At 39.6% G+C, this 14,628-nt stretch carries 14 protein-coding genes and 2 tRNA genes; 4 read left to right on the forward strand and 12 right to left on the reverse strand.

The features are described 5' to 3' along the window. Nucleotides 1–85: 85 nt before the first annotated feature. From ACNSN3_RS07610 to ACNSN3_RS07665, 12 genes are all read right to left on the reverse strand, one after another. Entirely contained in the window at nucleotides 86–1,450 is a 1,365-nt protein-coding gene (locus ACNSN3_RS07610; RefSeq protein WP_418609007.1) for a DUF1329 domain-containing protein, read from the reverse strand. A 13-nt stretch (nucleotides 1,451–1,463) separates the two neighbouring features. Next, nucleotides 1,464–3,560, reverse strand: coding sequence for a DUF1302 domain-containing protein (locus ACNSN3_RS07615; RefSeq protein ID WP_054201010.1), 2,097 nt, complete (start codon nucleotides 3,558–3,560; stop codon nucleotides 1,464–1,466). Between the two features lie 252 nt (nucleotides 3,561–3,812). Then, nucleotides 3,813–4,034, reverse strand: coding sequence for a DUF2835 domain-containing protein (locus ACNSN3_RS07620; RefSeq protein ID WP_010390154.1), 222 nt, complete (start codon nucleotides 4,032–4,034; stop codon nucleotides 3,813–3,815). Nucleotides 4,035–4,037: 3 nt separating this feature from the next. Further along, nucleotides 4,038–6,632 (reverse strand): aminopeptidase N, encoded by a 2,595-nt coding sequence (gene pepN / locus ACNSN3_RS07625; protein ID WP_418609008.1) that lies wholly within the window; start codon nucleotides 6,630–6,632, stop codon nucleotides 4,038–4,040. Between the two features lie 50 nt (nucleotides 6,633–6,682). Then, nucleotides 6,683–8,167 carry a Na+/H+ antiporter NhaC gene (gene nhaC, locus ACNSN3_RS07630; protein WP_041709519.1) on the reverse strand — a complete coding sequence of 495 codons (1,485 nt, stop codon included), beginning with the start codon at nucleotides 8,165–8,167 and terminating at the stop codon, nucleotides 6,683–6,685. A gap of 159 nt (nucleotides 8,168–8,326) precedes the next feature. Then, nucleotides 8,327–10,351: a carboxy terminal-processing peptidase gene (prc, locus tag ACNSN3_RS07635; RefSeq protein ID WP_418609010.1), complete on the reverse strand. Its 2,025-nt coding sequence runs from the start codon at nucleotides 10,349–10,351 to the stop codon at nucleotides 8,327–8,329. 27 nt (nucleotides 10,352–10,378) lie between these two features. Beyond that, nucleotides 10,379–11,017, reverse strand: coding sequence for an RNA chaperone ProQ (gene proQ / locus ACNSN3_RS07640; RefSeq protein ID WP_010390161.1), 639 nt, complete (start codon nucleotides 11,015–11,017; stop codon nucleotides 10,379–10,381). Nucleotides 11,018–11,033: 16 nt separating this feature from the next. Further along, the gene (locus tag ACNSN3_RS07645) at nucleotides 11,034–11,312 is read right to left on the reverse strand and encodes a hypothetical protein (RefSeq protein ID WP_010390163.1); all 279 of its coding nucleotides are present in this window, start codon (nucleotides 11,310–11,312) and stop codon (nucleotides 11,034–11,036) included. Continuing rightward, on the reverse strand, nucleotides 11,312–11,770 hold the full coding sequence (locus ACNSN3_RS07650; RefSeq protein ID WP_054201014.1) for a GAF domain-containing protein: 459 nt from the start codon (nucleotides 11,768–11,770) through the stop codon (nucleotides 11,312–11,314). The genes ACNSN3_RS07645 and ACNSN3_RS07650 overlap by 1 nt, the downstream gene beginning before the upstream one ends. A 128-nt stretch (nucleotides 11,771–11,898) precedes the next feature. Next, nucleotides 11,899–12,279 carry a hypothetical protein gene (locus ACNSN3_RS07655; RefSeq protein WP_008112036.1) on the reverse strand — a complete coding sequence of 127 codons (381 nt, stop codon included), beginning with the start codon at nucleotides 12,277–12,279 and terminating at the stop codon, nucleotides 11,899–11,901. Between the two features lie 172 nt (nucleotides 12,280–12,451). Next, nucleotides 12,452–12,542: transfer RNA gene (locus tag ACNSN3_RS07660), tRNA-Ser, on the reverse strand. A gap of 51 nt (nucleotides 12,543–12,593) precedes the next feature. Beyond that, nucleotides 12,594–12,684 (reverse strand) — tRNA-Ser (locus ACNSN3_RS07665). A 252-nt stretch (nucleotides 12,685–12,936) separates the two neighbouring features. Between ACNSN3_RS07665 and ACNSN3_RS07670 the strand changes: the two genes are divergently transcribed. Genes ACNSN3_RS07670 through ACNSN3_RS07685 form a run of 4 tightly spaced genes read left to right on the forward strand, consistent with a single transcriptional unit; the run spans nucleotide 12,937 to nucleotide 14,627 of the window. Beyond that, entirely contained in the window at nucleotides 12,937–13,602 is a 666-nt protein-coding gene (locus ACNSN3_RS07670) for a Bax inhibitor-1/YccA family protein (protein WP_008112034.1), read from the forward strand. Nucleotides 13,603–13,657: 55 nt separating this feature from the next. Continuing rightward, on the forward strand, nucleotides 13,658–14,011 hold the full coding sequence (gene tusD, locus ACNSN3_RS07675) for a sulfurtransferase complex subunit TusD (RefSeq protein WP_054201015.1): 354 nt from the start codon (nucleotides 13,658–13,660) through the stop codon (nucleotides 14,009–14,011). Continuing rightward, the gene (gene tusC, locus ACNSN3_RS07680; protein ID WP_024603060.1) at nucleotides 14,008–14,364 is read left to right on the forward strand and encodes a sulfurtransferase complex subunit TusC; all 357 of its coding nucleotides are present in this window, start codon (nucleotides 14,008–14,010) and stop codon (nucleotides 14,362–14,364) included. Before tusD ends, tusC begins: the two co-directional genes overlap by 4 nt. Further along, nucleotides 14,361–14,627, forward strand: coding sequence for a DsrH/TusB family sulfur metabolism protein (locus tag ACNSN3_RS07685; RefSeq protein WP_010390171.1), 267 nt, complete (start codon nucleotides 14,361–14,363; stop codon nucleotides 14,625–14,627). The genes tusC and ACNSN3_RS07685 overlap by 4 nt, the downstream gene beginning before the upstream one ends. Nucleotide 14,628: the final 1 nt, after the last annotated feature.

Consider the following 14,628-nt stretch of genomic DNA (forward strand, 5'->3'; position numbering starts at 1 on the left):
TATAAAGAGGAAAACCTGTGCGTTAATAGACAAACGCGATGTGAAAGAAAAAAGGCACCTAGGAAACTAGGTGCCTGCTTTTATACTATCTGCCAGCGCGACGTAAAGCGCTCGATGTAAACTCATTGTCATTAAATGACTGAGAAAAGTCATACATCTTTTCTTGGTTATCTAGACCAATGGCTAAGTAGCGACGTGAATTAAGATCGTGGTATACCTCAAGCGTACTCCACTGTGTCGGTACTTCATAGTAGTTAAGACCATAAGCCATTGCTACACGATAAAGTTGGTCACGACTATCGTAAATATCGGTAACATGAACTTGCCAACTGTCTTCGTCAATGTAGAAAACACGTTTTTTGTAAATATGACGGGTGTCATCTTTTAAGTTTGCTTCAACAACCCATACACGGTGTTTTTCGTAACGTGTATGCTCAGGGTTGATATGGCCAGGCTTTAAAATATCATCATAAGTTAGCTTGTCGCTGTGAAGCTTGTAGCTATTATATGGGATGTAAAGCTCTTGCTTACCTTTTAGCGTCCAGTTATAACGATTTGGCGAGCCATTGAACATATCAAAGTCATCAGTTGTACGTAAGCTATCTGCTGCTGTACCCGGTGCATCGTATGCTACATTAGGAGCACGACGCACACGGCGCTGACCTGAATTGTACGTCCACGCTTGGCGCGGCGTTAAAATTTGATCCATAGTTTCATGCACCAATAACGCGGTCCCTGCCAAACGGGCTGGCTCTGTCACTTGCTGTTTAAACTTAAACAAAATATTAGAATCTTGTAATTCAGCCGGAGTAGCACTTGGATCTGAATACTTAACTAATAACTGCTCATCAAAACCAACATAGTTATATGAACCCGATGCCGTCGGTGCTGCCTGACCACCAAAACGCTCAATAGACTGACCACGGTAACGAAGTAAATGGTTCCAAATTGCTTCTAAACCCGTTTTAGGGATTGGAAATGGAATACCAATAGCTGTACTTTTAATACCATTTCCGCCTTCAACTAATTCAGCAGACGTTGCAAACTTTTTGGTTGCATCGTACACAAATTGTGGAAAAGACGCAGAACGACGGGTTTCATACACTGGCATTTTAAACGTATCTGGGTACGCTTCAAATAACGCGATTTGTCCTGGGCTTAAGTTTTCTTTGTATTTATCAATATTACTTTTATCAATAGTGAATAATACTTTATCGGTTGCATAAGGGTCTAAGTGGTGCATACCCGGTTCATAACCTGCTGGAGCAGCAGTAATACCGCCATTCCATGCTGGGATTGAGCCATCAGTATTCGCTGCTTTTTCCGCACCAATTGGGCTTAAGTCTTTACCAAGGCGCGCAGCCTCTTCTGGGCTAATTTTAGCCAGCGCTGCGTGACTGGCAAACAAACTACAAAACGCTGTAGCAATGAGGGTAGGTTTTTTAATCATAATAATGTTACCCCTAGATAGAATATTTTAAGTTAAAAGAAACGTAATCTCGGTCAGAGAAAGTGTTGGTGTCGCCACCACCCCAAAATGAGTTGTAACTTACATCCAAAGACCATGCATTTTGGTAATTAAAGCTCATGGTAGCACCTAGCGACTTACGATCTTCAATGAATAAGAACATTGGATCCGGCGTATTACCATTTACATCATGCGAAAATACAAAACGTGGTGAAAAGTTAATACCGTTGTAAAGGTTAAAGTAGTCACCTTTAGCAATTAGGCGATAGCCCCACGATGAAGCCGTAGCAAACGATTTTTGCTCAGGGCCATTTGATAACGCCATGTGTAATGCAGAGTAATCTGAACTACCAGGGCCTTGCATGATACCGCTTCGACCAGTACCAGACACATTCAAGCGCATTTCATCGTATTCAGGCATATTGTTGATACGAACACCACCAATTTCACCCACCACAGCCCAACTATCAGCACCTAATGACGGGCCAAATAAATGCGTTGCCGTAAACTGTAATTGTGATGTATTGCGCTCAATATAACCTTTGGCTAATTCACCAGGGCCGACAACACTTGCAGCATCACCTTTACTCATTTGCGAAATACCTGCAAACTCAGGACGTAAACCCGCAATAGCTAATTGTTCAGGCATTGCTGCATAAAGTAATTCTACGTCATCGATTTGTAGCGGTTCGTCTTCACGAAAAGTAAACTCACCAGCAAACGCTGTTTCACCAAGTGAAGTGTTAAAGCTTAAACCGTAAAGTTTAATATCTTCAGGGTACTCGTTAGTTGCTTTAGCAAATGCTTTTAAATCAGATACGTTATCAGAGGTAATTTCTGTGGTAGCAATCATCGCTAAATCTTGTTGTATTGATGCTTGCGTGAAGTTAGATACGCGACCTGAAATAAGTGGACGACGGCTATGGTAATTTACATGGTAAAGTGCCACTTCTGTATCGTTCCACTCGGGTAAGAACATGCCTAGGCGTAAACCATATTGGCCGCCATCATCTGGCTCTGTTTTGCCATCGTAGCCTTTGCCTTTTAGCGCGACCTTGGTAGGGTACGCTAAGTACATATTTGCCAATAGCTCTTGGCCAGCTGAGCTTGATGGGTCAATACCTTGGCTCGCAGCCACTTGGCCATAAGTTGCCATTAGATTGTTTAAACTATTGGTTAAAAATGCTAAATCAATATCAGGATTTGAGGTAAAACCTAGCTGAACGTTTTGTTGATAACCATTTTCTGCAGCAAAATCATTGGTAGAAAAATAAGTCCCTGCTGCTGGTAGGCGAGTTTCATGCCATTGATACTGATAAAAACCTTCTAAGGTGATGTTTTCAGTAAGCCCTAGCGATGCCCACAACATACCAACTGGAATAAACGCTTCTTTTAGTTCAGCCCCTGGAGCTTTCAAACGGTCTATATCCACCGGATTTACGTTAATACCATGAGAAATTAACGTACTTTCACCCCAGTTTACTACTTGTTGACCCAAGCGAATTGACAGTGGATTATAACCATCGTTTAAATCAAAGTTTGCCCATACGTAGGCATCAAGTAACCGAAGGTCTGCACAACTTTGCTCTTTAGTATCATCATCATCACAAGGATCTACGCCTTGCCCTGATGTTGGATTCACATAAGCACGATCACCGTCCATTAATTCAAAATCATAAAAATACATAAAACGGGTAAATAAGCCGTAGTTATCTTTACTTATTGAAAGGTCATGCGTGCCCTTTAATAGTTTGGAGAAAGACTCGCCGCTATTAAAGTTTAAATCACCGGCATCGCCATTGTTCGAGTAAGAGCCCGGTTGAGCCCAAACATCTTGGGATGAATAAATCGGATTGACACCTGGGTTATAGCCAGTCCAATCGAAAGATGGGTTATTACTTTTACCTATGATGTTAAAGTCGCGGTCTTCAACACGAATACTTTGGCCATAAGAAAAAGTAGAATCGAAGGCGATATCAAAACCACCTACCTCAAATGTTGCAGCCTGTGTCTGTGCTGCAGATAAACCGATAGCCGCAGCTGTTAAGCCGAGTACTATTTTATTTTTAACAAAAAGCGATCTTCTTATCATTTTGGTTCCCCCCTGTCGCGGGTATTTTTTGTGTGATCAAGTTATTGTTTTTAGTGTAATCGTAACGATAGAAGCGAATTAAACAAATTACAAATGGTCGCCTTCAATCAGTTATAAGTTTTTTATTTGTTTGACGTTACGTATTGGTAAGACGTCATACCAGATAATTTATACACGTAAATTAACAATAGGACAAATCGAAATTAACAAAAAGGCAATATTTGTGTATATCTATATCATAAAAAACAATAGCTAGGCTACTCGTTCGAGACGGATGAACTTGTTTTCATTACTTAAAATAAGTCTAAATCGACCTCGGATCCCTAAACTCGAAATAAAAGGTCGAAGATAATGAGCGGAAAAACGAATTGTTTTACCGCTATCAGCTGTCACTTGGATAGAGCTATACCGTCCATGGTAATAATCCATGCACTTTGTATAGCTCAAATTCATACTAAAATAATGTTCTATCATGATTTATTGTAAGGCTTTTTCAACCTTTTCAAATAAGTCGTCGCTTAAACCTTCTAAATTAGCTAATCGCTCTAATTGTGCTCTCATTGCAGTTGCACGCCTTTCGTCATAACGACGCCACGACATAAACGGCGTTAACATTCGAGATGCATTTTGCGGGTTAATCGCATTAAGCTTAATCAATAAATCGCCAAGTAATGTATAGCCCTTGCCATCTAAACGATGAAACTGTGCCGTATTAAAATGAGAAAAGCTGCCCACTAATGCACGTACTCGGTTTGGATTCGAAAAATCAAAGCAAGGATGCGAGTACAAGGCTTTTATTTTCTCGATAGCATCTTCAGCAGAGTTCATTGCTTGCAAAGCAAACCACTTATCCATTACTAATACATCATGGCGCCATTGAGCGTCAAAATGCTCGAGCAATTGATCTGACAATGGGTGAGCTGCTTTAACCACACTGCTTAATGCACCGAGTACATTGGTCATATTTGTTGAAGATGCAGCCTGCTCAATTAAACTTGCCGCATCAACACTGTCGGTTTTTGCCAAGTAATGAAGGCAAAGCTGTTTCAGCGCACGTATTGCCACCGCTTGGGCACTCACACTACCATCATCAATGATTGCCTGGTAACAACTTAAAAACTCACTGTGCAATTGTGTGGCTATTTGCTGTTCAAATAACTCAATGTTTGCCGTTATCTGATCTACCGGTATTATTTCAAATTCAGCAGCTAAGGTATCAAAACTTGGTAACTTCAACAGTTCAGCAATCAATGCTAAATCACCCTCACGTTGAGATAGCAATGTGCGAAGTGCATCAATCACCTCCTCACTCAATGGAGTTTTACTTGCTGAAGTAACATTGGCTTTAAGTGCGTTAATAAATAACTGCTGTTGTGCATCCCAGCGTGAAAAATCGCTACGCGCAAAACGCATAATATGCAGTAAATCCGCTTCACTAATAGATTGATTTAAAATACATGGGGCTGAAAAATCTTCGAGCAATACCGCGGTTGGATTACTGTGAATATTATCAAAGTAAAATGTTTGCGAGCTATTAGTTACATCCAACACATTATCAAGCTGCTTCCCTTGGTATTGCAATGTAATACTTTGCCCCTGAGAGTCTAAAAGCTCAATAGCAAAAGGGATATGTAACATTGCATTATCAGGCTGGTTCGCTGGCGTAAGCTGCTCTACGGTAAGCGAGAATATTTGCGAAGCTTCATCATACTTTTTAGTTACGTTTAGGCGAGGCGTACCACAATGATTATACCAACGCTTAAATTGTGATAAATCAATGGATGATGCATCACTCATTGCTGCAACAAAATCATCACACGTCACCGCTTGCCCATCATGGCGTTCGAAGTACAAAGCCATGCCTTTTTGAAAGTTTTGCTCACCTAAAAGGGTATGCATCATGCGAATTACTTCTGCCCCTTTGTCATATACAGTCACAGTGTAAAAGTTATTCATTTCAATCACTTTTTCTGGACGTATCGGATGAGCCATAGGACCGGCATCTTCACTAAACTGATGAGTACGCATCACTTTTACAGCATCAATTCTATTAAGCGCACGAGAGCCTAAATCACTACTAAATTCTTGATCTCGAAATACCGTCAAGCCTTCTTTTAAAGACAATTGAAACCAGTCACGACAAGTTACACGATTTCCGGTCCAGTTATGAAAGTACTCATGGCCAACAATAGACTCAATAGTGTGGTAATCTTTATCGGTTGCCGTTTCTTGATTTGCCAACACACATTTACTGTTGAAAATATTTAAGCCTTTATTTTCCATTGCTCCCATATTGAAAAAATCAACGGCAACAATCATGTAAATATCAAGGTCGTACTCTAAATTAAAGCGAGCTTCATCCCAAGCCATCGCTTTTTTAAGCGACGTCATGGCATGCTCTGTTTTTGGTAAATTTCCTTTATCAACAAATAACGCTAAGGTGACGTCTTTACCACTACGTGTTGTGTATTTGTCGTGTAAAACATCAAAGTCCCCAGCTACTAATGCAAACAAATAGCTAGGCTTTTTGAATGGGTCTTGCCATTTTACAAAATGGCGTCCATCTTGCGTTTCACCGCTATCAACTTGATTACCATTTGAAAGTAAATGTGGGAATATTGTATCTGCAATTATAGTGACATCAAAAGTAGAAAGGACATCAGGACGGTCCATATAGTAGGTTATTTTTCTAAACCCTTGCGCTTCACATTGGGTACAGTAAGCCCCGCCCGATAAGTACAACCCCTCAAGTGAAGTATTGGTTTGCGGTGATGTTTGCGTCACTATACTTAGCTGACACTCATCAGGTAGATTATTAATGATTAATTGCTGATTTATAATTTTATAATCTGTGAGCTCCTCACCCTCTACCGACAATGAGATCAAAGTTAAGTCAATGCCATCTAATACCAGTGGTGCATTTGAATCGCCAACGCGCTTAAGTGTTAATAAAGCATTTACCTGAGTTTGTAATGGCTGTAAATCAAACGTCAGCTCAGTGTGTTCGATTGAAAAATGGGGGGCTTGGTAGTCTTTTAGATATTCTGCTTGAGGTTTTTGTAGTTCAGTCATGTTCACTCCAAAAAAATAGCCCCTTTTAGTGATAAAAGGAGCTACTTAAATTAAGCCGTTTGTTTAGGTTTAATACGTAGTATCTTAATTCCTAAGTAAGCGTAAATCACGGCTAAGAAAGGATTTATAAGGTTAAAGAAAGCATAAAGCGCATAGTCAAACGGATTGATTAATAAAACACTTTGCATATACGCACCACACGTATTCCAAGGTATCAGTGGGCTAGTAATTGTACCGCCATCTTCTAGAGTACGTGATAAGTTAACAGGCTTTAAGCCACGCTTTTTGTATTCTTCTTTAAACATCCGCCCAGGTACCACAATGGCAATATACTGATCGGCAGCAATAACATTGGTACCAATACACGTTGCAATAGTGGAGGCGATAAGAGAGCCAGTGCTTTTTGCTATTTTTAGAATACTTTTAACAAATATATCAAGTAGACCCGTTTTTTCCATAATCGCACCAAACATCAGTGCTGTCATGATCAACCATGTGGTTGTTAGCATGCCAGACATACCGCCGCCGCTCAGTAACGAGTCCATTTTCGCATCGCCCGTGTTAATCGTGAAGCCATCAAAAAAGGTGGTCCAAACCAGTTTAAAATAACCGACAAACTCACCCTGAGTCATGTCTATTTGGCTAGCAATTAAGTCCGATTGAAATAGCATGGCCCACACCGCGCCAATGACAGCACCAATAGAAATGGCAGGAAACGCTGGCATTTTTCGAATAGCAAGTACGAGTAATACAATTAACGGCACCAACATTTCTAAGCCAATGTTAAAGTTTTGCTGAAGAATTGCAGTTATTTGGTCTATTTGACCAGCCTCTCCCGCTGCTGTCGCGTTAAAGCCCATGAAAACAAAGATGATTAATGCAATTACAAAGCTAGGTACTGTAGTCCAAAGCATATGATGAATATGTTCAAACAAGTCTGCACCAGCAACGGCTGGAGCTAAATTGGTGGTTTCAGATAATGGACTAAGCTTATCGCCAAAATAAGCGCCTGATATTACAGCACCCGCGGTAACTGTCGGCTCTAAACCCAGTCCTGAAGCAACACCGAGTAACGCAACACCTATAGTTGCTGCTGTAGTCCATGAACTACCAATACTCATTGCTACAATGCCACAAATTAAACAACTCGCGGCGTAAAACCAGCTGGGATTGATAATTTGTAGACCGTAATAAATTAATGTCGGAACGGTTCCTGATAATAGCCAAGTTCCGATTAATGCCCCTACCATGAGTAAGATTAAAATCGCACTAAGAGATAAGGTGATCCCCTCAATCATTGCATCTTCTAATTTTTTCCATGTGTAGCCATTTTTTAAACCAATTAACGCCGCAGCGAATGTTGCAAATAACAAGGCAATTTGATTGGGACCTGACGATGAGTCATCACCAAATAAGTACACAGCGGCACCTAATAAACAAATTAATACAGCAATTGGAATGAGTGCATCAAAAAACGAGGCACTTTTTAGTGGTTTTTCTTCAATTGGCTTCAAAATATAGACTCCTACACACATTCGATGCATGTTGATTATTTTTATTAGCACGTACGCGCATTTATTGAGCACTATTGATCTAGCTCAACTTTTGGTAATCCGCGATTATAACAATTTAGCAAATTATCGATAGTAAAAAAGGCGCCTAGGCGCCTTTTTTTTTACAAAGTGAAGCTGAATTTAGCGCTTAGCTACGCGGCCATATTTGATATAATCTTGCGTAATAAGAGCTGCTTCTTCAAGAAATGGGTCAAGCTCTTCAATTACCTCAGGCACATCATCCAAGTTTTCAACAGGTTGTTTGCCTAAACGCTTTAAACGCTCGTTAGTGCGTGCTAGTGCTCGCGCTTCATTTTCTTCTTTTTCTTCAATGCGCTTTTTCTCGACTAAAGAAATTGTTTTACGATCTTTTTCTTCGTTGTAACGAGCGATATCCTCAAACACATAATTAAATTCAGGTTCAGTTTTAATTCGCTCATTGTGCTGTTTTTCAAGCACATTTATAACAGGGTTTAAACGCCCTATTTGCTTATACTTCGCTTGTACTATGCTATCCCATGGTAGTGCATTATCTTGCTTACTTTCCCCCCACTCAGCAGGGTCAATAGCCGATGGGAACGTAATATCTGGGATCACCCCTTTATGCTGTGTACTACCACCATTAATGCGGTAAAACTTTGCAATTGTATATTGCACACTACCTAATGGATTATCGTATAAGTCATAAGCACGCGCTAAACCTTTATGCTGCTGCACGGTCCCTTTACCAAAGGTTTGCTCACCAATGATAACGGCGCGGCCATAATCTTGCATAGCTGCGGCAAAAATTTCAGACGCGGATGCGCTGTATCTATCAACAAGCACTGTGAGTGGGCCATCATAATAAGTAATGCCGTCACGGTCTTTTTGTTCTTCAATACGGTTGTTTAAAGTATGAATTTGTACTACTGGACCTTGATCAAAAAACAAACCTGATAACTGCGTAGCTTCATATAATGAACCGCCGCCATTTTGACGTAAATCAATAATAATTCCGTCTACGTTTTGTTCTTTGAGTTTAGCCAACTCAACTTTTACATCTTTAGATAAGTTATTGTAAAAACCAGGGATTTCTATTACACCAATTTTGCTGGTTAAATCAGAATAACTGGCTTCAAATACTTCTGATTTGGCAGCTCTGTCTTCTAGACGAATTTTATCACGGGTAATTTCAACCACTTTTGGCGTACCGTGAGCATCTGCACCCTTTAGGTATTGCAAACGCACTTTAGTACCCTTAGGACCTTTTATTAAATCAACCACATCATCTAAACGCCAGCCAATTACATCAACAAACTCTTCGCCATCTTGAGCCACACCAATAATGCGGTCATCGGCTTTAATTTGCTCAGATTTGTCTGCCGGGCCTCCAGGCACTAAACTACGAATTACCGTGTAGTCTTCATCAGGCGTTAATACTGCACCAATCCCTTCAAGCTCAAGATCCATATCCATTTTGAACTGTTCTGCACGACGTGGAGATAAGTATGAAGTATGTGCTTCAATACTACGTGCAAGTGAATTCATTACAATTTGAAATGCATCTTCAGATTTTGATTGTACAAGACGCTTCTCTGCATTTTTATAACGCTTGGTTAAAACGTCTTTTATGCCAGGCCAATCTTTACCTGTCATTTTTAACCGTAATGCATCATATTTTACTCGCTCGCGCCAAATTTCATCTAATTCAGCTTGCGTGGTCGCCCATGGAGCATCTTCACGGTCATAAAAATATTCATCTTCAGTGTCGAACGTCATTTCATTTTCAAGTAGTGAAAGCGAAAATTCGTAACGTTCAAAACGACGTTTAAGGCTTAAGTTGAAAATATCAAATGTAAAGCCTAACTTGCCGCTAATAAGCGCGTTATCGAAACTCTCACGATATTGCTCAAAAGAGTCAATATCGCTTTTCAAAAACACGCTTTTATTAAAATCAAGGGATTCGATGTAACGATCAAACACTTTACTTGAAAGCTCATCGTTAAATCGAACAGGTGTGTAATGCGAACGAGTAAATAGATTAGCCACTCGTTTACTGGCTGTACCGTGCTGACTTTCTTGCTTGAGCAAAGGTAAGTCTTCTAATGTTACCGGCTCTACTGCAGCCAATAATGAACCTGAAAACAGCGCAGCAACTAACGGAATGAGCGTAAACTTTTTACTCATACACAACTCCTTAATTTTTTTCGCAACTTAAATGATGTATAAGCTGTCGGCTTTGGTTTTTACTTGCATACCGGTCACTAATTCAACGTGAACATCGTCTTTGTTTACTTCAGTGATTACTGCATTAACAAGTGCTTGGCCAAGTTTAACTTTAACCTTGTTATTAACCTTGACCTCGCCTGCTGGTAAAGGTTCAACTTTTCCTGAACGCTTAGGCGCAGCGGCTTTTGCAGGCTTTGCTGCAGCCGATGAATTTTTAGCCGCGTTAGCTGGTTTCTTTTTGAAAGATTTTGCTTCTGAATCTTGACGAGGGCGTTGCTGCTTTTTACGCTTTGCCATTTTAGCACGGCTTTCTTCCAACGCTTTTTGTGCGTGGTCAATATGCTCTTGCTCAACTTTTTCGCCTTGATTTCCGTCAAGATCGATTCTAAATTCAGATTTAGTAACCGCTTCAAGGTAGCGCCAGTTAGATGTGTATTTTCTAAGTGCTTGACGAACTTGTGTCTTACTAACTTTTTCAGAGCCTTCAATACGCTCAGCGATATCTTTAAAAATACCTACTTTAAGCGGCTGAATGCCCTCTTTTTGTTTAAAACATTGTGGAAATTCTTGATATAAGAACTCCAATACTTCATTAATATCTTTTAGCTTGTTTGTGGTTTCCATTTTAGAACCTATTTAATCACATCTTTTCATCAAGGGCAGAATCAACATAGTGGATACACCAATCGGCTAACTCTTCAAAGTCAGCTTCAATCACAGCCATATCACCACGTAAATGTTCCCAAATACCATTTATAATTTCATCAATTGAATCACAGTCTAAATCATCAGGTAGACGATCCCATGCCATGTGAATCAAATCATTGAGCGTTTCCGCTACATGTTCTTCATCCCCTTCCCAATCACCAACATCTTGAACGGCAAAAAGGTAGTCTTGAACATTTAGCAAGTCTTTCATTACAGGCTAGCCTCTAAGCATTTTACAAGTGCTTCAAGCCCTGCTTGGTCATCAGTATCAAATCGGCCAATACTTGGGCTATCTATGTCTAGTACCGCAAATACAGATCCATTTTTCATGATAGGTACAACTATCTCAGAATTTGATGCTGCATCACAGGCTATATGACCGTCAAAAGCATGCACATCTGAAATTAATTGGGTTTGCTCGGTCGCCGCAGCAGTGCCACATACCCCTTTTCCTACTGGAATACGAATACAAGCTGGATTGCCTTGAAATGGACCAAGTACCAATTCTGATGGTGAATCCATAAAATAAAAGCCCGCCCAATTTACATCTTCTAAAGAGGTAAATAACAGCGCGCTTATATTTGCCATATTGGCAATTATGTTTGATTCACCGCCTATCAGCGATTCAGTTTGCTTAACTAATGACTGGTAAAAATCGTGCTTTTGCATACCAAACTACTTCTTATTAAACATACAGTAGCTAAAGGTACTCTTTGTCACTAAAAATTGAAACCTTTTGCGGGTAAAAAAAAGGAAATTACATGGTTTTACGACACACTTGATTAAATATTCCGCAATTAACTTTGTACCGATTTACGCAGGCCGAATAAAAACAGTCCAGCGGCAAACCCTGACATCACACTATTGATTAAAAAGATCTCGCCTGTAGTGGCGCTCAAAAGATAACTAAAAATAGCGCCACCCAGCAAGCCCAGTGTTAATACTCCAGAATAATTTACCTTAGAATACTTAAACATAAGTAAATAACCCGGCACTACAAACGCGGCCATAGTTAAACCCACTATGTGCGCGTTAGCAATAGCGGTCATTAATAGTCCTAAAAAAATAGAAACAGCGTCACCACGCATAGTCAATGCGTAGTAAATCCCCAACATACTGCCAATAATAACGGGAGATAATAATGAAAGTGCGACGCTTTTTGCGAGTTGATGTTTCATTGTAAGATCCTTAACAAAAACATAAATCTTTAATTTCTAAGCATGCACTAAGAGCCAAAGCTTATAAATAGAGACTATGGTCGTATTTTTTAACTGAATATGCTTGGTTTTTAAAAAGGTATAGCGAATATGAGGCACAAAAAAGCCCGCAAATCGCGGGCTTATCTGATAATGGTGGAGAGATAGGGATTTGAACCCTAGAGGGGCTATAAACCCCTGCCGGTTTTCAAGACCGGTGCATTCGACCACTCTGCCATCTCTCCGAAAGTGCATAAACTACAAGTAAGAGTGTACTCATAATTATTTTAATAAGGTGGTGGAGAGATAGGGATTTGAACCCTAGAGGGGCTATAAACCCCTGCCGGTTTTCAAGACCGGTGCATTCGACCACTCTGCCATCTCTCCGCACGGCCTGAATAATAGGGAAACCCTTGGACTTTTGGAAGCTTTTTTTTCATTTTTTTGTTCAAGTGATTAAAAAACAACTAATTTGTTTAAACATAAAGCAATGAGAGCAAATCCTAACCGCCAAATGAACTTTTATTTAAATTTAGTTGTCTATTGATCTACAAAGGTTTGCCCAAACATATAAGAGTTGGTAATCTAATTTTAGTTAAATTACAGGAACTACTTAGTTTCACTTACAGGAGCTCTACAATGGCGTTTAATCAATCGTACAATACTGCAAAGCCGGTAATGTCGACCATTGAAACAAACAAAGTGCTTAAAAACACTTATTTCTTACTTGCAATGACACTTGCATTTAGTGCAGTCACTGCCGGTATTTCAATGGCACTGCAATTACCTTACTTTATGGGACTTGTATTCACACTAGTTTCATTTGGTCTACTTTTTGTTGTAAATAAAAAAGCAGATACAGCATCTGGTGTATTTTGGGTGTTTGCGTTTACAGGATTAATGGGAGCCGGCTTAGGCCCTCTACTAAATCACTACGCACAATTACCTAATGGCCCTATGCTAATTATGCAAGCGCTAGGTTCTACGGCGTTAATCTTCTTTGGTTTATCTGCTTATGCACTTAACACTAAAAAAGACTTCTCATTCATGGGTGGCTTTTTAACTGTAGGCTTAATTGTGGTTATCGTGGCAAGTATTGTAAATATTTTCTTAGGTAGCTCGTTAATGTTTATGGTTCTAAACGCAGCAGTTGTATTAATCATGTCTGGCCTGATTTTGTTCGATACGAGCAGAATCATTAACGGCGGCGAAACAAATTATATCCGTGCAACTGTATCTTTATACCTTAGCGTATATAACCTATTTACTTCATTACTTGCCTTACTTGGCGCAAATAATGACTAATTAAATAGTTCTGTTAAAATAGCCCCTTTATTGGGGCTTTTTTATTGGAATAGTTTTGGCACGCTTTGTACTTTCTTTACATACTCCACCATCAGATCACGATACCACTCAACGTATTGTTAAGTTTGCTCATGCCTGCCTAGCGCAGGGACATAGCGTTGATGCGTTATTTTTATACCAAGATGCTATTTATCATGCTTCAACTCATTTTGAGTTAGCCTCAGATGAGTTAAGTACTCCCTCGCTTTGGCAGCAACTGGCTGAAAAAAATATAAATCTAATGTTATGCGTTACTGCGGCTGAAAAGCGAGGCTTAGATATAAAGAATACCGGCGCATTTGCTGTTGCAGGCTTAGCTGAATTTGCCATGCTGGCCAGTGAAGCAGATAAATGGATACAATTTAAATGATTAATGTACTCGTAATTAGTCAGTCAAGTCCATTTGATGACATGCATATCCGCGATGCACTTGATATGACCCTTATTTTTGCTGCCGTAGATCAAAATATTAGCTGGTTGTTTAGCGGCCCAGCTGTGTTAGCGCTTAAAAAAAACCAAAAGCCAAATAGTTTAGGTATCAAAGATTTTTTTAAAAACATTAAAATGTTGGAAATCTATGATGTTGAAAATATTTACGTTTGTGAAAAGTCACTGATTGATTATGGTTTAAGTAAAAGTGAACTACTCATTGAGGCAAACATAGTAAACTTTAATGCCCAAAAACAGTTAATTCACAATCAGCAGCATGTGGTGACCCTATGAGTACTTTACATATTTTTTCAAAACCACTGAATTACTACAGTACCCACAGCTTAGACAATCTAATTATGCTCACAGACAGTGTTTTACTCGTGGGTGACGCTTGCTTTGCAAAAGGGCAATATAGACAATTTGCTGACTCACTTTATATTTTAAAAGATGATGCAGAAGCTCGAGATATATCATTAAATATGAACGACAAAGCAATTAGCTATGATGAGTTCGTTACCCTCAGTTTAACTGCAAAACAATCAATTACTTGGTGAA

It is taken from the genome of Pseudoalteromonas sp. US3C1004 (assembly GCF_048401065.1).
In the GTDB taxonomy this organism is placed as follows: domain Bacteria; phylum Pseudomonadota; class Gammaproteobacteria; order Enterobacterales; family Alteromonadaceae; genus Pseudoalteromonas; species Pseudoalteromonas undina.

Bases quoted from the DNA above. Each gene is read 5' to 3' on its own strand.
- ACNSN3_RS07650 (WP_054201014.1), bottom strand. From the start codon at position 11,770: ATGCAAAAGCACGATTTTTACCAGTCATTAGTTAAGCAAACTGAATCG.
- tusC (WP_024603060.1), top strand. From the start codon at position 14,008: ATGATTAATGTACTCGTAATTAGTCAGTCAAGTCCATTTGATGACATG.
- pepN (WP_418609008.1), bottom strand. From the start codon at position 6,632: ATGACTGAACTACAAAAACCTCAAGCAGAATATCTAAAAGACTACCAA.
- ACNSN3_RS07645 (WP_010390163.1), bottom strand. From the start codon at position 11,312: ATGAAAGACTTGCTAAATGTTCAAGACTACCTTTTTGCCGTTCAAGAT.
- ACNSN3_RS07615 (WP_054201010.1), bottom strand. From the start codon at position 3,560: ATGATAAGAAGATCGCTTTTTGTTAAAAATAAAATAGTACTCGGCTTA.
- ACNSN3_RS07685 (WP_010390171.1), top strand. From the start codon at position 14,361: ATGAGTACTTTACATATTTTTTCAAAACCACTGAATTACTACAGTACC.
- ACNSN3_RS07610 (WP_418609007.1), bottom strand. From the start codon at position 1,450: ATGATTAAAAAACCTACCCTCATTGCTACAGCGTTTTGTAGTTTGTTT.
- prc (WP_418609010.1), bottom strand. From the start codon at position 10,351: ATGAGTAAAAAGTTTACGCTCATTCCGTTAGTTGCTGCGCTGTTTTCA.
- ACNSN3_RS07620 (WP_010390154.1), bottom strand. From the start codon at position 4,034: ATGATAGAACATTATTTTAGTATGAATTTGAGCTATACAAAGTGCATG.
- ACNSN3_RS07655 (WP_008112036.1), bottom strand. From the start codon at position 12,279: ATGAAACATCAACTCGCAAAAAGCGTCGCACTTTCATTATTATCTCCC.
- proQ (WP_010390161.1), bottom strand. From the start codon at position 11,017: ATGGAAACCACAAACAAGCTAAAAGATATTAATGAAGTATTGGAGTTC.
- ACNSN3_RS07670 (WP_008112034.1), top strand. From the start codon at position 12,937: ATGGCGTTTAATCAATCGTACAATACTGCAAAGCCGGTAATGTCGACC.
- nhaC (WP_041709519.1), bottom strand. From the start codon at position 8,167: ATGTGTGTAGGAGTCTATATTTTGAAGCCAATTGAAGAAAAACCACTA.